Annotated in this window: 16 protein-coding genes; 10 read left to right on the top strand and 6 right to left on the bottom strand. The window is 73.1% G+C overall.

Annotation, left to right across the window (positions count from 1 at the left end; genetic code table 11):
• Positions 1 to 11: 11 nt before the first annotated feature.
• The 5 genes from SLINC_RS41195 to SLINC_RS41175 all read right to left on the bottom strand — a co-directional run bounded on the left by SLINC_RS41195 (position 12) and on the right by SLINC_RS41175 (position 3,998).
• Positions 12 to 809 (bottom strand): SDR family NAD(P)-dependent oxidoreductase, encoded by a 798-nt coding sequence (locus SLINC_RS41195; protein ID WP_067443528.1) that lies wholly within the window; start codon positions 807 to 809, stop codon positions 12 to 14.
• A 52-nt stretch (positions 810 to 861) separates the two neighbouring features.
• Complete coding sequence (locus SLINC_RS41190) at positions 862 to 1,776, bottom strand: SDR family oxidoreductase (protein WP_067443527.1); 915 nt, start codon at positions 1,774 to 1,776, stop codon at positions 862 to 864.
• Between the two features lie 101 nt (positions 1,777 to 1,877).
• Complete coding sequence (locus SLINC_RS41185) at positions 1,878 to 2,252, bottom strand: DUF4180 domain-containing protein (protein ID WP_067446327.1); 375 nt, start codon at positions 2,250 to 2,252, stop codon at positions 1,878 to 1,880.
• A 31-nt stretch (positions 2,253 to 2,283) separates the two neighbouring features.
• Complete coding sequence (locus SLINC_RS41180; RefSeq protein WP_067443526.1) at positions 2,284 to 2,913, bottom strand: MBL fold metallo-hydrolase; 630 nt, start codon at positions 2,911 to 2,913, stop codon at positions 2,284 to 2,286.
• The gene (locus SLINC_RS41175; RefSeq protein ID WP_067443525.1) at positions 2,913 to 3,998 is read right to left on the bottom strand and encodes an S-(hydroxymethyl)mycothiol dehydrogenase; all 1,086 of its coding nucleotides are present in this window, start codon (positions 3,996 to 3,998) and stop codon (positions 2,913 to 2,915) included. The genes SLINC_RS41180 and SLINC_RS41175 overlap by 1 nt, the downstream gene beginning before the upstream one ends.
• Before the next feature lie 197 nt (positions 3,999 to 4,195).
• Between SLINC_RS41175 and SLINC_RS41170 the strand changes: the two genes are divergently transcribed.
• Entirely contained in the window at positions 4,196 to 5,950 is a 1,755-nt protein-coding gene (locus tag SLINC_RS41170; protein ID WP_067443524.1) for an ABC transporter ATP-binding protein, read from the top strand.
• Positions 5,951 to 5,969: 19 nt separating this feature from the next.
• Here the strand turns inward: SLINC_RS41170 and SLINC_RS41165 are convergent, their stop codons facing one another.
• Positions 5,970 to 6,815 (bottom strand): (2Fe-2S)-binding protein, encoded by an 846-nt coding sequence (locus tag SLINC_RS41165; protein WP_067443523.1) that lies wholly within the window; start codon positions 6,813 to 6,815, stop codon positions 5,970 to 5,972.
• Positions 6,816 to 7,035: 220 nt separating this feature from the next.
• On the opposite strand from SLINC_RS41165, the gene SLINC_RS41160 reads away from it, so the two are divergent.
• The 9 genes from SLINC_RS41160 to SLINC_RS41120 all read left to right on the top strand — a co-directional run bounded on the left by SLINC_RS41160 (position 7,036) and on the right by SLINC_RS41120 (position 18,240).
• A complete protein-coding gene (locus SLINC_RS41160; RefSeq protein WP_067443522.1) occupies positions 7,036 to 8,028 on the top strand; it encodes a FecCD family ABC transporter permease in 993 nt (330 codons plus the stop codon).
• Entirely contained in the window at positions 8,025 to 9,074 is a 1,050-nt protein-coding gene (locus SLINC_RS41155) for a FecCD family ABC transporter permease (protein ID WP_067443521.1), read from the top strand. The genes SLINC_RS41160 and SLINC_RS41155 overlap by 4 nt, the downstream gene beginning before the upstream one ends.
• Before the next feature lie 68 nt (positions 9,075 to 9,142).
• Positions 9,143 to 9,958 carry an ABC transporter ATP-binding protein gene (locus tag SLINC_RS41150; RefSeq protein WP_067446324.1) on the top strand — a complete coding sequence of 272 codons (816 nt, stop codon included), beginning with the start codon at positions 9,143 to 9,145 and terminating at the stop codon, positions 9,956 to 9,958.
• Positions 9,959 to 10,012: 54 nt separating this feature from the next.
• Positions 10,013 to 11,035 carry an ABC transporter substrate-binding protein gene (locus SLINC_RS41145; RefSeq protein WP_067443520.1) on the top strand — a complete coding sequence of 341 codons (1,023 nt, stop codon included), beginning with the start codon at positions 10,013 to 10,015 and terminating at the stop codon, positions 11,033 to 11,035.
• An 84-nt stretch (positions 11,036 to 11,119) separates the two neighbouring features.
• Complete coding sequence (locus SLINC_RS41140; protein WP_067443519.1) at positions 11,120 to 12,292, top strand: ATP-grasp domain-containing protein; 1,173 nt, start codon at positions 11,120 to 11,122, stop codon at positions 12,290 to 12,292.
• A complete protein-coding gene (locus SLINC_RS41135) occupies positions 12,289 to 14,007 on the top strand; it encodes an IucA/IucC family protein (protein WP_067443518.1) in 1,719 nt (572 codons plus the stop codon). The genes SLINC_RS41140 and SLINC_RS41135 overlap by 4 nt, the downstream gene beginning before the upstream one ends.
• Positions 14,004 to 15,206, top strand: coding sequence for an MFS transporter (locus SLINC_RS41130; RefSeq protein ID WP_067443517.1), 1,203 nt, complete (start codon positions 14,004 to 14,006; stop codon positions 15,204 to 15,206). Before SLINC_RS41135 ends, SLINC_RS41130 begins: the two co-directional genes overlap by 4 nt.
• The gene (locus tag SLINC_RS41125; protein ID WP_079164974.1) at positions 15,206 to 16,987 is read left to right on the top strand and encodes an IucA/IucC family protein; all 1,782 of its coding nucleotides are present in this window, start codon (positions 15,206 to 15,208) and stop codon (positions 16,985 to 16,987) included. The genes SLINC_RS41130 and SLINC_RS41125 overlap by 1 nt, the downstream gene beginning before the upstream one ends.
• Positions 16,984 to 18,240, top strand: a complete 1,257-nt coding sequence (locus SLINC_RS41120; protein ID WP_067443516.1) for a type III PLP-dependent enzyme — start codon at positions 16,984 to 16,986, stop codon at positions 18,238 to 18,240. The genes SLINC_RS41125 and SLINC_RS41120 overlap by 4 nt, the downstream gene beginning before the upstream one ends.
• Positions 18,241 to 18,296: the final 56 nt, after the last annotated feature.

Below are 18,296 nucleotides of genomic sequence, written 5' to 3'. Positions count from 1 at the left end.
CGGGCCGGTGCTCAGTCGTTACCGGGACGGTCGAGCGCCGTCCGGAAGCCTGTGTTGATCGCGGTGAGGCCGCCGTCGACGGTCAGCGTGGTCCCGGTGATCCAGGACGCGTCGCGGGAGGCGAGGAAGGCGACGGCCGCGGCGATGTCCTCCGGTTCGCCGACCCGGCCGAGGGGGTAGAGGCCGCGTACCGCGTCCAGGTCGTCGTCGCGGCCTTCCCAGGCCGAGGTGCGGACCGTGCCGGGGGCCACGAGGTTGACGCGCACTCCGCGCGCGGCGGCGTGGCCGGCGAGGGTGCGGGTCAGGGAGCCCAGGCCGGCCTTGGCGGCGCTGTAGGCGTGGTTGCCGAAGGACTGGAGGCCGTTGACCGAGCCGATGTTCACGATGGCACCGCGGCCGGAGGCCGCCAGGTGCGGGAGGGCGGCGCGGGCGCAGCGGTAGGGGCCGGTCAGGGTGACGTCCAGGTCGCCCGCCCATGCCTCGTCGGGTTGGTCCTCGAAGAGCGGGACGTCGGCGGTGCACCGGGCGGCGCTGTTGACGAGGACGTCGAGGGATCCGAAGGCGTCGACGGCCCGGGCCACGGCCGCCTCGACCGAGGCCCGGTCCGCCACGTCGCATCCCGAGGCCAGGACCGTCAGCCCCTGCTCGCGCAGCCGCGCCGCGGTCTTCTCCGCCTCGGGTGCGTCCACGTCGGTGAGCAGGACCCGCGCCCCCTCCGCGGCGAGGCGCCGGGCGGTGGCCGCGCCGATACCCCGGGCGGCGCCCGTGACGAGAACCGCGTACCCCTCGAAGCGTGTGGTGTCCGTCATGGGTCCGACGGTAGCGCCCGGTCGATCTCCCGGGCGCCACCGTGCGGTCAGGTCACCGGTAGCCGGTGGTGTCCGCGGGCTTGTCCGCGTCCTCGACCTCGACGATGTAGCGCCAGGCGTCCGGACGGCTGCCGTCGAGGTCGGTGAAGCCGTACACCTGGGCGAGGCCGCCGCTGGAGAGGGAGGTGCCGTTCCAGCGGGCCACGTCGGGGTCGGCGGCGAGCGCGGCCACGGCCCGGCCCACGTAGCGGGGTGTCTCGGAGATCGCGAAGTGCGGGACGCGGGCGGTGGCCTCCCGCCAGTTGTCCTCGCGCACCCCGAAGCCGTCGAGCATCATCTCCGAGCGCAGCCAGCCGGGCGTGAGGGCGACGGCGGTGGCGCCGCGCGGGCCGAGTTCGTGGCCGAGGGCGAAGGCCATGCGCAGGACGGAGGTCTTCGCGAGGTCGTAGAAGAAGGAGTTGCGGTAGTTGGCGCCGTTGTACTCGGCGGTTCCGTCGGTCATCTCGACCACCAGTCCGCCGGGGCGGCGCAGCAGCAGGGGCAGCGCGTGGTGGCTGGTGATCGCGTGCGTCTCGACGCCGAGCCTGAGCAGCCTGAGGCCGTTGTCGAGGTCGTGCTCCCACACCGGACTGTCCCATGCGAAGAGCTGCTCACCGCCCCAGACGTCGTTCACAAGAACGTCCAGGCGGTCCTGCTCGGCGGCGATGCGCTCGACGAGGGCGCCGACCTGCGCGGGGTCGAGGTGGTCCGTGGGCACGGCGATGCCGTGTCCGCCCGCCTCGGTAACGAGGTCGGCGGTGTCCTCGATGGTCTCGGGGCGGTCGTATTCGGAGCGGCGGGCCCGTGTGCTGCGTCCGGTGACGTACACGGTGGCGCCCGCCGCGCCGAGTTCCACGGCGATGCCGCGCCCGGCTCCCCGGGTCGCCCCGGCGACGAGTGCGACCTTGCCCTTGAGCGGTTGTGACATGTCCGGCCTCCCGTTGTCCCGATGTCGTGTCGAGCATGGCGGGTAAGCCGGACAACCTCTGTCGTGATTTACGGCCGGTCACCCGGCCGCTCCTGCACCGGTCACCCGGCCGGGCGGAGCCTCTCGGCCAAGGTGTCGAGGTCCGGCAGGAACCAGATGTGACCGCCCTGGTTGGTCTCGTGGACGAAGTCGCGCAGGGCCGTGCTGTCGGCGACGTGTCCGGAGACGTCGCCTACCACGACCAGGCGCAGCCGGTAGGTCACGAACTTCTGCATGACGGCGCCCGCGATGCCCGACCGCAGCCGGAAGAACTCCTCGGCCACCCGTTCGACCGGAACGGCGACCACCTGGGCGTCCCGGCCGAAGGCGTCGCCGATGAGGTCGAGGGCGGCGTGTTCGCTGTCCAGGGGCGGGCCGTCGGGGGCGCAGCGCAGCACGTTCACCCCGTGCAGGGGCACGATGTCGCCGGTGGACAGGGCGATTTCCTCGGTGGAGAGGCCGCTTTCGTCAGTGGCCACGGGTGATCCATTCCTCCAGATGCGGGGCCTCGGCGCCGATGGTCGTCGGGTCGCCGTGGCCGGTGAGGACCTTCGTCTCGGGCGGGAGCGTGAGCAGCCGGTCCCGGATCGAGTCGATGATGGTCGGGAAGTGGGAGTAGGAACGGCCGGTGGCGCCGGGCCCGCCCTGGAAGAGGGTGTCGCCGGTGAAGACGGCGCCGAGACCGGGGTCGTAGAGGCAGACCGCGCCCGGCGCGTGGCCCGGGGTGTGCAGGACCGTCAGGTCCGCTCCGGCGGCCTCGATGACCTGGCCGTCGAGCAGCCGAGCGTCGGGGGCCCGGTCGGGGTGGGTCTGCTTCCACAGTGGCAGGTCGTCGTGGTGGAGCCAGATGGTGGCGCCGGTGCGTGCGGCGAGTGCGGGGGCGGCGTCGATGTGGTCGTTGTGGGCGTGGGTGCAGATGATGGCCGTGAGCCGGCGGTCGCCGACGGCCTCGGCGATGGCGTCGGCGTCGTGGGCGGCGTCGATGACGATCGCCTCGTGGTCGTCGCCGACGATCCAGACGTTGTTGTCGACGTCCCAGGTGCCGCCGTCGAGGCTGAACTGGCCCGAGGTGACGAGGCGTTCGATGCGGGCGGCCATCACAGCACCACCACCGAGCGCAGGACGTCCCCGTGGTGCATCCGCTCGAAGGCCTTCTCCACGTCGGTGAGTTCGATCGTCTCGGTGACGAACGCGCCCAGGTCCAGACGCCCTTGCAGGTGCAGGTCGATGAGCATGGGGAAGTCGCGTGAGGGCAGGCAGTCGCCGTACCAGGAGGACTTCAGCGCTCCACCGCGGCCGAAGACGTCCAGCAGCGGCAGTTCGAGCTTCATCTCCGGAGTCGGCACACCGACCAGGACGACCGTCCCGGCCAGGTCGCGGGCGTAGAACGCCTGCTTGTACGTCTCCGGACGGCCCACCGCCTCGATGACCACGTCGGCACCGAAGCCACCGGTCAGTTCCCGGATCGCCTCGACCGGATCGGTCTGGCGCGAGTTGACCGTGTGGGTGGCGCCCATGGAGCGGGCGGTCTCCAGTTTCCGGTCGTCGATGTCGACGGCGATGATCTTCGCCGCGCCCGCGAGGTGGGATCCGGCGATCGCCGCGTCCCCGACGCCGCCGCAGCCGATGACCGCGACCGTGTCCCCGCGCCCCACGTTGCCGGTGTTGATCGCGGCCCCGATCCCGGCCATCACTCCACAGCCGAGCAGGCCCGCCACCTGCGGAGCGACCGTCGGATCGACCTTGGTGCACTGCCCGGCCGCGACCAGCGTCTTCTCCGCGAACGCACCGATCCCCAGCGCCGGCGACAGCTCCGTACCGTCCAGCAGGGTCATCTTCTGCGTGGCGTTGTGCGTGGCGAAGCAGTACCAGGGACGCCCGCGCCGACAGGCCCGGCACTGGCCGCACACGGCACGCCAGTTGAGGATCACGAAGTCACCGGGGGCGACGTCCGAGACGCCGTCGCCGACCGCTTCCACGACGCCCGCGGCCTCGTGTCCGAGCAGGAAGGGGAACTCGTCGTTGATGCCGCCCTGCTTGTAGTGCAGGTCGGTGTGGCAGACCCCGCAGGCCTGCACCTGCACCACGGCCTCGCCGGGCCCCGGGTCGGGGACGACGATCGTCTCCACCCGTACCGGCTCGTCTTTGCCCGGTGCGATCACTCCGCGTACTTCCTGCGCCATGGGCCGGCCCTTTCTCTCGAACCCGTGTCCGTCTGTCCCAGCCCCGACCCTACGCGCGACTGATCGGTAACGGCACGAGATCACGATCGGCGGGCGGGGTCGGGCACCTGGTGGAAGCCGCCGGAAACCGGGGCGCGTCCCGGCAGACCGCCGACGTAGCCTGAGTGCTCCGCCCCGCGCAGGTCCGAAGGAGCACCGTGAGAACTGCCCAGCAGGATGCCGCCCCGCCCACGTGGCGGCTGCTCCTCGCCTACGTACGACCGCATCGGTGGGCCCTGCTGATCGGTGCCGTGCTGTCGCTGCTGACGGGCGCCACCGGACTGCTGCTGCCGCTGGTGGCACGGGAGTTGATCGACGATCTGTCCCACGACCGCACGATCACCGGGGCGTTGCTCCTGATGTCGGGGCTGGTGGTGGCCAACGCGTCGGTGGGGGCGCTGGGTTCGTACGTGCTGCGGCGCACCGCGGAGTCGGTGGTGCTCGGCGCGCGGCGCGCTCTGTCGTCGTATCTGCTGCGGCTGCGCATCGCGGCCGTGGACCGGACCGAACCGGGCGATCTGATGGCCCGGATCACCTCCGACACGACCCTGCTGCGCGAGGTCACCACCGACTCGCTGGTGGGCCTGGGTACCGGCGGGCTCACGCTGCTGGCGACGGTGGCCATGATGGGCTTCGTGGATCCGGTGCTGCTCGGCGTCACCCTGGCGGTGATCCTGGCCGCCGGCACGATCCTCGGGGTGATCGTGCCGCGCATCAACAAGGCCAGCCGGCAGGCGCAGGACGCGGTCGGGGTGATGGGGGCCTCGCTGGAGCGGATCCTCGGCGCGCTGCGCACGGTCAAGGCGTCCGGCGCCGAGCACCGGGAGGAGATACGGCTGCACGAGGCCGCCGAGGATTCCTGGCGGCAGAGCGTGCGCGCCGCCAAGTGGACGGCCGCGGCGGGCAACACGGCCGGGCTCGCGATGCAGATCGCGTTCATCACGGTGCTGGCGGTGGGCGGGGCGCGGGTCGCGACCGGCGCCGTCGACGTGGGCACGCTGGTGGCGTTCCTGCTGTACGTCTTCTATCTGATGTCGCCGATCCAGCAGGTCGTCGGCGCGATCACCCAGTACCAGACGGGGTCCGCCGCGCTGGCCCGGATCCAGGAGGCGCTGCGGCTGCCCGCCGAACCGGCCGCCGAGCCCGCGCCGCTGCCCTCCCCCGGCGCCGAGCCCGCCGCCCTGGCCTTCACCGACGTCCGCTTCCGGTACGCCGAGGACCTGCCGTACGTCCATCACGGAGTGACCTTCGAGGTGCCCGCCCGGGGCATGACGGCGTTCGTCGGCCCCTCCGGCGCGGGCAAGACCACCGTGTTCTCGCTCATCGAGCGGTTCTACGACCCCGAGTCGGGCGCGATCACCCTGGACGGCCGGAGTGTGGAGGACTGGGAGCTGTCCCTGCTGCGCTCCGCGATCGGCTATGTCGAGCAGGACGCCCCGGTGCTGTCGGGCTCGCTCCGGGACAACCTGCTGCTGGGCAGCCCGGAGGCGGACGACGACGCGCTCACCCGGGTGGTGAAGACGACCCGTCTCGACGGTCTGGTCGCCCGGCTGCCGAAGGGGCTGGACACGCTGGTGGGACATCGCGGCACCAAGCTGTCGGGCGGTGAGCGTCAGCGTGTCGCCATCGCCAGGGCCCTGTTGCGCCGTCCCCGGCTGCTGCTTCTGGACGAGGCGACCTCGCAGCTCGACGCGGTGAACGAGGCGGCGCTGCGGGACACGGTGGCGGACGTGGCGCGGACGACGACCGTGCTGGTCGTGGCGCACCGGCTGTCCACGGTGACGATGGCCGACCGGATCGTGGTGATGGACGCGGGGCGTGTGCGCGCGGTGGGCACCCATCGGGAGCTGGTGGGCGCGGACCCGCTGTACGCGGAGCTGGCGGCGACGCAGTTCCTGGCGACGGCCGAGTGAGCGCCGGTGGGCCCGGTGCTCACCCCTCCAGGCGGCGCAGCCGTTCGGCGTCGCCGGTGCGCGGGCAGGTGACGCAGGCCTCCTCCGGCCTGATCTTGTAGAACATGCAGCAGCCGGCGCGGGTGCGGGTGGCGTGCCGTCGGCCGTCGTCGCCCACCAGGTGTCGGAAGTCCGCGCCCGCGGGGTACGGCGGCACCGCGATCGGCAGGACGTCGGTGGCGGCGCGCACCGCCGCGCCCTCCTGGCCGAGCATCCGGCCCAGGTACCAGATCCCGGAGACGAGGTCGTCGGAGACCATGCCCCACAGGGTGCGGGCCCCGCGCCGCACGGTGGGCCCGAGCGCGACCAGCAGCGGCCGCATGTGATCGGCGACCGCCATCCGCAGCGCGGCCCGCAGTTGCTCCTCCTCCGGGAGCGTCAGCACACCGGATCCACCGGCCAGGGAGTCTCCGGTCAGGCAGGCGAGTTCGGTGCCGGGCGTGATCGTGTACGTGGCGGTGTCCAGGTCCAGCCGGAGGTCCTCGGGCCGGATCCGGGGCACCCTCCGTTCGAGGTACCAGACGCCGCCCATCAGCAGGCCGACCGACCAGGCGTAGTCGTGCAGGGCGCGGGAGGCGGCGACATCGCGGCGCGGGGTCGTTCCGTAGCGCTCCCGGACGCGCGCCGCCTCGGCGTCGACGAAGGCGTCGAGGGTGCCCTGATGCGACATCAACTCCTGTGCCGTGGGGCCTGCTTGCCCTTCCCCGGCGCCCGGTTGCGCGACCCGCAGGGTGAGCGCCTCACAGACGTCGGCGAGCCGTCGGTAGGCGTCGGCGAGGACGTGTGCGACAGCGCCGGCCGGCGGAGTCTCGACGGCCACGGACATGGGCGCTCCAGGGCGGATTTGCGGGCGGACAACCAATAGGCAAGGCTTACCTTACTCGACCACCTGGACCCGAGCGATCAAGGGGGCCGGCGTGGACGATCACAGAACCTGCACGTCAAGGCAGTTCAAAGCAAAGGCACAGGCAGTTGAAAAGTAAAGCAAGCCTCACCTAAGCTCACAGCTCGTGACTGCGACCCAACCGGACGTACCGGCCACAGGTGTGTCCTTTCGCGCCTTCCGGCACACAACCCTCTTTCTCGTCGGCCTCGGCGCCCTGGCGCTGTGCGCCGCCCTGAGCCTCGCCCTCGGCGCCCGCTCGGTCCCCCTGTCCACGGTGGCCGACGCGCTGTTCGGGCACGCCCGGGGACGGGACGCCCTCGTGGTGACCGGGCTGCGCCTGCCGCGTACGGTCATCGGCCTCGCGGTCGGCGCGGCGCTCGGGGTCGCGGGTGCCGTCGCCCAGGCGGTCACGCGCAATCCGCTCGCCTCGCCGACCACCCTCGGCATCAACGCGGGCGCGGGATTCGCGGTCGTCGTCGCGATCTTCGCGCTGAAGCTGAACAGCCCCGCCGAGTACGTGTGGTTCGCCTTCGCCGGAGCGGCGGGAGCCGCCCTGTTCGCCCAGGCGCTGGCCCGCCGGGCGGGGGACATCGACCCCGTACGGCTGGCTCTCGGCGGGACCGTGCTCCAACTGGTACTGCTGTCCTGGACGTCGGCGGTGATGCTGCTGAACCAGCGCACCCTCGACGAGGCGCGCTTCTGGCTCGCCGGGTCGCTGTCCGGGCGCACCTTCGACGTGCTCTGGCCGGTGCTGCCCACCCTCGTCCTCGGCCTGCTGGTCGCCCTCGCCATCTCCCCCGCCCTCAACGCCCTCGCCCTGGGTGACGACGCGGCCCAGGCGCTGGGCGTGCCGGTGGCCCGGATCCGGCTCGCCGGCGGAGTCGCGGTCGTCCTGCTCGCCGGGTCGGCGGTCGCCGTGGCCGGGCCGGTCGCCTTCATCGGGCTCGCGGCCCCCCATCTCGTGCGGCCACTGCTCGGCGGCGACCACCGGCTGCTGGTGCCCGGCTGCCTGATCGCCGGCCCGCTGCTGCTCCTCGGGGCCGACGTCGTCGGCCGTCTGGTGATCCGCCCCTCGGAGCTGGAGGTCGGCATCGTGACCGCGTTCCTCGGCGCGCCGTTGCTGGCCCTGCTGGCCCGGAAGGTGACCCGATGACCGCCGCCCTCCTGTCCGTCCGTACGCCGTCCTCGTCCCGCGCCCGGGTCCGCCGCCGCGTCCTGGTGCTCGCCGTCAGCGGTCTGGCCACGCTGTTCGTGCTGCTCACCGTGTCCCTGACGACGGGTGACGTGCCGATGTCCGCGGGGACGGCGCTACGGGCCCTGGTGGGGCTCGGGGACCCCGGTGACGTGCTGGTGGTGCAGCAGTTCCGGGCGCCCCGCTCGGTGGCGGCCATCGTCGCCGGGGGCGGGCTCGGCGCGGCGGGCTGCGTCCTGCAACGGCTCTTCCGCAACCCGCTGGCCTCCCCCGACGTCATGGGCGTCACCGGCGGCGCCTCGCTGGGCGCGGTCGCGCTGATCGCCGCCGGGGCCTCGCAACTGCTCATCCCCATCGGCGCGCTGGGCGGCGGACTGCTCGCCGCGCTGCTGCTGGGCGTGTTCACCTGGGGCTCGGGGCTCGCCGTCACCCGGCTGGTGCTCACCGGGCTCGCCGTGCAGGCGGGACTGGCCGCCGCCGTGAACCTGCTGATCGTGCGCTTCCCCGCGGAGCTCGCCGGATCCGCGCTCCAGTGGACCACCGGTTCGGTCTACGGCCGGACCTGGACGGAGGTGTGGGGAGCGGGCGGTGCCATGGTCCTCGCGCTGGCCGCCGCGCTGGTGATGCACCGCAGGCTGGCCGTGCTGGACCTCGGGGACGACTCGGCGGGCGCCCTCGGTCTCGACACGTCCGCCGCCCGCCTGCACCTCCTCGTCGTCGCCGTGGTGCTGGCCTCGCTGGCGGCCGCGCTCGCCGGGCCCGTGACCTTCGTGGCGCTCGCGGTGCCGCACATCGTGCGGTTCGTGACCGGGCCCCCGACCGCCGCGTCCCTGACGCTGGCCGCGCTCACCGGGGCGGTGCTGCTGCTCGCCTCCGACCTGGTGGTGCAGCACCTGCTGCCGATCGAGGGCCTGCCGGTCGGCGCGGTCACCGCCACCCTGGGCGCGCCCTGGCTGCTGGTGCTGATGTTCCGCCAGGCCTCGCCCGTCCGAAGGAATTCCGCATGACCGGCGTACCGCAGCCGCCCACGAACGGCGCACCGACACCGCGTACGGCCGGCGCCAAGGAGCCCCGCATGACCACCGCCAACCAGCTCTCCACCCAGGGCCTCGACCTGCGCTACGGCGACCGGCTCGTCGTCGGCGGGCTCGACCTCACCCTGCCCGGCGGGGCCGTCACCGCGATCGTGGGCCCCAACGCCTGCGGCAAGTCCACGCTGCTGCGCGGTCTGAGCCGGCTGCTGGCACCGGCGGCCGGCACGGTCGCCCTGGACGGCACCGACATCCACCGCATGTCCGCCCGCGCGCTGGCCCTGCGGATGGGCCTGCTGCCGCAGCAGCCGGTCACGCCCGAGGCGATCACCGTCGAAGCCCTCGTCCGGCTCGGCCGGTATCCGCACCAGCGGCTGCTGAGCCCCTGGTCGGCCGCCGACCAGAAGGCCGTGGACGAGGCCCTGGAGCGCACCGGTACGGCGTCCCTGCGCGACCAGCCCGTCGACCAGCTGTCCGGCGGGCAGCGCCAGCGCGCCTGGATCGCGCTGGCGTTGGCGCAGGACACCGAACTGCTGCTGCTCGACGAGCCGACCACCTTCCTCGACCTGCGGCACCAGCTCGACGTCCTCGACCTGGTGGCCGCCCTGCACGCCGAGGCGGGCCGCACCGTGGTGATGGTGCTGCACGACCTCGGACAGGCCGCCCGCTACGCGGACCACATGGTGGTCCTCAAGGACGGCCGCCTCGCCGCCGCCGGCCCTCCCGCCGACGTCCTGGACGCCGACCTCGTCAAATCCGTGTTCGACGTGGACTGCCGGGTGATCCCCGACCCCGAGACCGGCACTCCGCTGGTCGTCCCGAGAAGCAGCGCGGTACGGCACTCCGCCGCGACCGCCTGACCCGCACCACCCGTACGCCCCCTGGCCGTACGCCTACCAGAAAGAACGCTCCCCATGCTTCAGCGCTCTCCCCTGCGCAGACTCGGCCGGCTGATCGCCGTGCCGCTCTCCGTCCTGCTCGGCACCGCCGTGCTGGCCGCCTGCGGCAGCGACGGTTCCTCCGACTCGGCCGACACCGCCAAGGCCTCCGGCGCCTCCTCGGCCGCCTTCCCGCGCACCCTCAAGACCGTCATGGGCGACGTGAAGATCCCGTCGCAGCCGAAGCGGGTCGTCGTCCTCGACACCGGCGAGCTGGACGACGTCACCCTGCTCGGCATCGACCCGGTGGGCGCGGTCGCCCCGCACTTCAAGACCGAGGGCGGCTTCCCGACGTACCTCAAGGGCGAGCTGAAGGACACCGCCGACGTCGGCCCGCTGCTGGAGCCCAACCTGGAGAAGATCGCCTCGCTCAGGCCCGACCTGATCCTGTCCTCCAAGGTCCGCCACGAGAAGGTCTACGACAAGCTCAGCGCGATCGCGCCGACCGTCTTCACCGAGACCACCGGCGGCGTGTGGAAGCAGAACCTGAAGGTCCACGCGCAGGCACTCGGCCTGGAGAAGGAGGCCACGGCCAAGCTCACGGAGTACGAGACGCAGGCCAAGGCGCTGGGCGCGGCCATCAGGAAGAAGGACGGCGGCACGATGCCGACCGCGTCCGTGGTCCGCTTCATCGCCGGCCCGACCCGCCTGTACGCGTCCAACTCCTACAGCGGTGTCGTCCTGAACGACATCGGCCTCAAGCGCCCGGCCTCGCAGGTCTCCACCGACCCCGAGGTCACCATGAAGGACGTCAGCCCCGAGCAGATCGACCAGGCCGACGCCGACCTGGTCTTCGTCACCTCCGCCGACACCGACGACAAGACGCAGAAGGCGCAGGTCACCTCCAACCCGGTGTGGAAGTCCCTGCCGGCCGTCAAGGACGGCAAGGTCTTCGAGGTCCCGGACGAGACCTGGATGTCCGGCATCGGCGTGCAGGCCGCCGAGCAGATGCTCAAGGACGTCGCCCGGGCCACCGGCGTGACCCTCCCGGCGAAATAACTCCCGCTGAACCGGGGCGGGCCGCGCCCACGCGCGCGGCCCGCCGCCAACCCCCCACCCGCTAGCGGAAGTTGTTTCCCAGTCATGCGCCTGTACCTGCTCGCCCTCAATCCGACCGACTCCGTCACCGAGGGCTTCCTGCCCGCCGCCGCCCGGCTGGGCCTGGACGTCACCGTCCTCACCGACCAGCCCGACGCGCACCGCTCCGCCTACCCGGACATCGAGATCCTGGAGTGCGACGTCCGCGACTTCCGGGCCGTGATCACCCGGATCTCCACACACCACCGGCCCGACGGCGTCTTCACCAACAGCGACCACCTCCAGACCCAGGCCGCCCTGGCCGCCGCCTACTTCGACCTGCCGGGCAAGGACTGGCGGGCCACCCTGCGCTGCAAGGACAAGGCCGAGATGCGGCGCCGGCTGGCCGGCGCCGGCGTGGACACCGTGTGGTCGGCCGAGCTCACCGAACCGACGGCGCTCGACGCCCCGTACCCGTGCGTGGTCAAACCGCGCGAGGGCGTGGCCAGCGAGGACGTCGTCCTGGTCGAGAACGCCGAGGAACTGGTCGTCCACACCAAGGAGATCCTGGACCGGCGTCCCGGTGCCGTCCTGGTGGTCGAGGAGTACCTGCCCGGCGAGCTGTTCACCCTGGAGACCCTGGGCGACGGGGAGCACCGCCATGTGCTGGGCGGCTTCCACACCGAGCTGTCGCCGCCGCCGTACTTCATCGAGGAGACCCTCACCTTCGTCCCCGCGCATCCCGAGCCGGTCGTGTCCCAGGTGCTGGCCCAGCTGGACGCACTGGGCGTCGGGTTCGGCGCCTGCCACACCGAGTTCGTGGTGCACGCGGGCCGGGCCCGGATCATCGAGGTCAACTACCGGGCCATCGGCGACCAGTGCGATCTGCTGCTCGCCCGGCTGCTGGACGTCCCGCTGTTCGAGCACATCCTGCGCACGCATCTGGGCGAGCGGCTGCCCGCCGACCTGGGCGCCCGCCGGGACGGCGCGGCGCGGCTGGAGTACCCGTGCGCGCAGCGGGCCGGGACGCTGACCGACGCCCCCACCGCCACCGAACTCACCATCGAGGGCGTGCATCTGACGTACCGTCCGCTGCGTGCGGTGGGCGAGCGGCACGAGCTGTACCGCACCAACCGGGACTACCTCGGCGTGCTGCGGGCCGTCGGCACCGACCAGCCGACCGTGGACCGGGTCTCGGCCGCTTTCCTGGCGGCCCGGCGCTGGGAGATCCAGCCGTGAGCGCGCCGACCGCCACGGACACCTGCGAGGCCGAGCTGCTCACCCGGGTGCTCAGCGCCCTGCTGCGCGAGGACGTGGTGGGCCTGCGCACCCGGTCCACGCTCGAACACCGGCCGGACGGCGACTGGCTTCGGCTGGCGACACCGGGCGGCGGCGCCCTGCTGCTGCCGGTCGCCGAGGACGGCTTCCAGAGCGCGTACGCCGCACGGCTGCCGCTCCTGGTGCGCGCGTCGGACGGCGCCGAACTGACCGCGTACGCGGCGGTCCTCGACGCCCTGCGCGCGCTCGCCGAGCCGGAGGACCGGGACGGCTTCGACGCGTTCGCCGAGGAGTGCCGGCAGACCCTGGAGACGGTACGGCTGCACGCGGCGACGCGGGACGAGACGGCCGGGCGGCTGACCGCGCTGCACGGCGGCGACCCGGCGTGCTGGACCGGCCTCACCGCGGCCCTCGCCTACGACACGCTCGCCGCCCGGCTGGACCACCCCGTCTACCCGACCTCGCGCGGCCGCTCCGGGCTCACGGAGAAGCAACTACGGCTCTACGCACCGGAGTTCCATCCCCGCTTCGCCCTGCGCTGGCTGGCCGTACCCCGCGCGGCCCTCACCCTGACCGGCCCGCTCCCCGCCTTCTGGCCGACCCCGGCCGCGCTCGGTCTGCCGCAGGTGCAGGACACGCATGTGGCGTTGCCCGTCCACCCGTTGACCGTCGGCGCCCCGCTGGAGGAGGCACTGCGGGACGCCGGTCTCGCGGACAGCGCGCTGCTCGCCGAGCGGACCTACCTGGACGTGGTACCCACCCTGTCGATGCGCACCGTCGCGGTGGCCGCCGATCCTTCCGTACATCTCAAACTCCCCCTGGCCACCGCCACCCTGGGCCTGCGCAACAAGCGCTCCATCAAGCCCGGCACCCTCGTGGACGGCGCGGCCGGCCAGCGCCTGCTGGAGGCGACGGCCGCCCGGGAGCCCCGGTTCCGGGCCACGATCCTGCACGCCGACGAGTCCACCTACGCCCACGCGGGGCACGAACTGCTCGCGGTGCTGTGCCGCCGCCACCCGGCCGGTCTCGACGGCGCCGTGGTCACCCCCATGGCCGCGCTCCTCGCCGAGGCCCCCGACGGACGACTGGTCCTGGACCACCTGGCCGACCGGTTCTACGACGGCGACCCTCTCCGCCTCCTGGACGCCTGTCTGACGCTGCTGTTCGACTGGCAGACGACCTTGTTCGGCCAGGGCGTCGCCCTGGAGTCGCACCAGCAGAACATCTCGCTCGTGCTGCGGCCCAGGAGCCTGCGTCTGCTGTTCAAGGACAACGACGGGCCCCGGATCAACACCGAGCGGCTGCAAGCCGTACTGCCCGGCCCGTGGGGCTTCGACGACCCCAGGACCTTCGGCCGGGACGACTCCGCCGTCACCGACCTGTTCACCACGATCACGCTCCATCTGTGCGCCGGGGCCTACGCGTTCGGCCTCCCCCGCCACCGCGACGCGGTGCTGGCCCTCATCCGCGAGCGGCTGACCGAGGCCGTGGACCGGCTGGGCGGCGAGGCCGCGGAGCAGCTGCGCGCCCGCGTGCTCGACGCGTCGGCCCTGCCGGTGAAGGCGATGGTGACCGCCGGGACGCTGCTGTCCAAGGAGCGGTCGGGAGCGGCCGACATCAACAAGCACTACACCTTCGGCCCCAACTACCTGCGGAACGTGAGGGGTTCGGCGTGAGCGCCCAAGCATTGCGGTTGCCCGGTACGTCGTTCGGCCGGGGCCGGGTCCACGCGGTGGCCGGCTGCTACTTCGTGGCCTCCTTCGCCGCGCTCGGGCTGCCGCCGTATCTCACCGAGATCCTGCCGGAGCTGGGCGACCGGCAGGCCCGCTGGGCGGGAGTGCTGTATGTCGTGCCGACCGTGTTCGGCGCGCTGGGCGCCCCGTTCTGGGGGCGGCTCGCCGACCGCTACGGGCGAAAACGGCTGCTGCTGCGCGCCCAGTTGGGGCTGGCCGTGGCCTTCCTGCTGGCGGGCTGGGCGGACTCCCTGGCCACCTTCACGCTGGCGCTGGTGCTCCAGGGCGTCCTGGGCGGCACGTTCGCCGCGTCCAACGGTTATCTGGGCGCCGCCCTGGAGGGCCCGGCCCTGTCCAAGGCGCTCACCCTGATGCAGGGCAGCGCGCGGGCCGCCCTGGTGGCGGCGCCGATCGTGGTCGGTTCGCTCTCCGGCTGGCTGTCGCCGCACCGCCAGTACGCGCTGCTCGCCGTACTGCCGCTGACGGCCGCGCTGCTGCTGGCGGCGCTGCCCGAGCCGGAGCCGACCGTCCGCGAGCCCGACGAGAAGGAGTCGGCGCCCGTTTGCGAGACGGCGCCCGTCGTATCGCTGAAGACGCTGTACGCCCTGGAGTTCGCCTTCGTCTTCTCCACGGTCATCTCCTTCCCGTATCTGATCGCCCTCGTCGACGACCGAATACCGGGGGCCTCCCCGCTGCTGTCCGGCGTGCTCTTCGCCCTGCCCCACCTGTGCTACCTGGTGGCGGCGCTGGCGGTGCACTCCGCCTTCCGCGACCGCCCGCGGACCGGTCTCGCGCTCGGCTTCGCCTGCATCGCGCTCGGGCTCGCCGGACACGGCGTGGCCGGATCACTGCCAGAGCTGATCGCCGTACGCCTGCTGCTGGGCGCCGGTCTCACCTTCGGGCTGGTGTGCCTCCAGATACTGGCGGCCGACTGTGCACGGGGCCGGGCGCCCGGCGGGATGTTCGGCTCGCTGGAGTTCTTCTCCAAGGCCGGCGCGGTCGCCGCCGGCCTGGCCGCGGCGGCGGGCAGCGCCCGCTACGGCCCGGCCGCCCCCGTGCTGACCGGTGGTGCCGCGGCCGCCGTCACCGTTCTCGCGATCACTCTCCCCCCGCTCACGTACCGCACTGGCAGGAGCCGTTGATGCCCTCGCTGACCCTCCCCCACACGTCGCCGGGGAGTACCCCCCGGCTCCCGGCCCCGGCCGCGCAGGACGGCACCGCCTCCGCGCCCACCGGACGGCCCGCCGTCGACGACGTGGTGGCCCACACGCTCCTCAACTGTCTGCTGCGCGAGGTGTCGGGCCCCGAGCACCAGAGTGTCGTCGCCGACGGCCGGCTTCTGCTGCGGCTGCCGCGCCGCGGGGTCCTGCTGCGGGTCGCCCTGCGCCGGACCTCGCTGCTCGGCGCGCACCGGTTCACCGGGCCGGTGAGCGAACAGCGCGACGACGACTGGGCGCCGGTGGACTGGCGGCGCCTGGCCGAGTACACGCACGACGAGCTGTCCCTGCGCACCGGCGTGCGCAACGAGGAGTTCCTGGAGCAGATCGCCTCCAGCCACACGGCGATCGCGACCGCCCTGGCCGCGCCGCACGAGCACCGGGCGCCCGACGACCGGCTCTCGGCCTACCTCGCCTCGGAGCAGTCACTGCTGTTCGGACACCGCTTCCACCCGACGCCCAAGGCCCGCACCGGCGACCCGCAGGCCTGGTCCGCGTACGCGCCCGAGGTCGGCGCCGCCTTCCCGTTGCGGCACCTGGCGGTCCGCGCCGACCTGATCGCCGAGGAGTACGCCGACGTCTCGGCCGTCACCGTGCTGGACCGGCAGCGCGCCGGCGTCCCGGACGGCTACCGGCTGCTGCCCGCCCACCCCTGGCAGTACGAGACCCTCCAGGACCACCCGGCGCTGCGCGCGGCCCTGGCGAGCGGTGACGTCGTCGACCTCGGGCCGGGCGGACAGCCGTTCTCCGCCACCGCCTCCGTGCGCACCCTGTACGACGGCGAGACGTTCCTGAAGTTCAGTCTCAACGTCCGGATCACCAACTGCCTGCGCAAGAACAGCAGTTACGAGCTGTCCGGTGCCGTCGCGCTCACGCGCGTGCTGGCCCCGGCGCTGGCCGACCTGGCCGAGCGCTTCCCGGGCAGTGCGGTGCTGCGCGAGCCCGCCTACCGCACGCTCGCCCTGCCCGGCCCCGACGGCACACCGGACCAGGACCTGTTCGAGGGGTTCGGCGTCATCGTCCGCGAAGGCCTGCCCGCACGACTGGCACCGGGCACCACGCCCCTGCTCGCGGCGGCCGTCGCCGACGAGTACCCGACCGGCCCCGCCCACATCTCCCGCCTCCTCGACGGAGCGGACGAGCGGCGCGCCCTGGACTGGTGGTCGGCCTACCTCGACCTGCTGCTCCCGCCCGTCCTGGCCGCCTACTTCGACCACGGCCTGGTCCTGGAACCGCACCTTCAGAACGTCCTGATCGGCGTCGACGGCGACGGCCTGCCCGTCCAGGTCCTCTTCCGCGACCTGGAGGGCACCAAGCTGGTGCCCGAGCACCACACCGAGACCCTGGCCGCGCTGCCGCCCGAGGTCGCGGACCCGATGACGTACGACGCCCAGCGCGGCTGGGACCGGGTCGTGTACTGCCTGCTCGTCAACCACGTGGCCGAGCTGCTGGCCGCCATCGCCGACCTGCACCCGGGTGCGGAGGCGGCGCTGTGGGGCCGGGTCCGCGACACACTGCGGGCCTATGCCGAGCGGTGCGGCTGCCCGCCGCGGCTGGCCGCCCTGCTCGCCGGGGTCCCGCTGCCCGCCAAGGCCAACCTGCTCACCCGCTGGGAGCGCAAGCCCGACCGCGAGGCCGGCTACGTGCGGCTGCCGTCCCCCCTCAACGTGGACATCCAGCGCGGGACGACCGGAGGCGCACGATGACCGACCCGACACCCGCGGTCCGCGAGCGCGTCCTTTCCCTGCCGGCCGCCGAACTGCCCGCGTACGTCTACGACTTGACGGCGCTGCGGGCGCATGCCTGCGCCGTTCGGGACGCCCTGCCGGACCGGGTGGAGCTGTACTACGCCGCCAAGGCCAACCCGGAGCCGGAGATCCTCGCCGCGCTCGCCCCGTACGTCGACGGCTACGAGGTGTCCTCCGGGGGCGAACTCGCCCATGTCGCCGAGGCGGTGCCGGGCCGGCCGCTGGCCTTCGGCGGTCCCGGCAAGACACCGGACGAGGTGACGGCCGCGCTGGAGCGGGGAGTCGAGCGCTTCCACGTCGAGAGCGGACACGAGCTGCGCGTGCTCGCCGAGTTGGCGCGGCGGCACGCGCCCGGGCGCCGGGTGGGCGTGCTGGTCCGGGTCAACCTGCCGGTCGCCGACGGTTCGTTGGCGGGCAGCTCGCTGGCGATGGGCGGTCGGCCCACCCCCTTCGGCATGGATCCCGAGCGGGCCCGCGAGGTCGTCCACGCCCTCACCGACGGCACGTATCCGCACCTCGAACTACGAGGTGTGCACGCCCACTTGGCCAGCGGCCTGGAAGCCCCGGAGCTGCTGACGGTGGCCGGGACCGTCGTCTCGTGGGCGACGGGCCTGGACGTGCCGATCGCCGAGGTGAACGTGGGCGGTGGCATGAGCGTCGACTACGCCGACCCGGAGCGCCGCTTCGACTGGGCCGCCTACGGCGACGGACTCGCCCGGCTGACCGAGGCACACCCGGGCCTGACCCTGCGCATCGAGCCGGGGCGGGCGCTGACGGTGTACTGCGGCTGGTACGCCACCGAGGTGCTGGACGTGAAGGGCAGCCACGGCGAGGAGTTCGGCGTGGTCCGCGGCGGCACCCATCATCTGCGGACCCCGGCGACGAAGGGCCACGACCAGCCGTGCTCCGTGCTGCCGGTGGACGCCTGGCCGCACCCCTGGCCGCGCCCGGCCGCCGGGAGCGGGCGGATCACCCTGGCCGGACAGCTGTGCACCCCGAAGGACGTCCTGTCCCGGCATGTTCCCGCGCCCGGGCTCAGGGCCGGTGACCGGGTGGCGTTCGCCCTGGCGGGCGCCTACGCGTGGAACATCTCGCACCACGACTTCCTGATGCACCCGCGCCCCGGCTTCCACTTCCTGGACGACGACGGCGACGGCGGCGATGGCGATGGCGATGGCGACAGCCACGGCAGCGGTGGCGACCGGGGTTGACCTGGGTCGACCGGCCGGGAACGACACGAAGGGCCGCCCGGTGCCGGGCGGCCCTT

Origin of the sequence: Streptomyces lincolnensis (genome assembly GCF_001685355.1) — a bacterium.
GTDB lineage: Bacteria > Actinomycetota > Actinomycetes > Streptomycetales > Streptomycetaceae > Streptomyces > Streptomyces lincolnensis.
The sequence above is the reverse complement of the archived record's forward strand: the minus strand, read 5'-3'. Positions and strand labels throughout refer to the sequence as shown.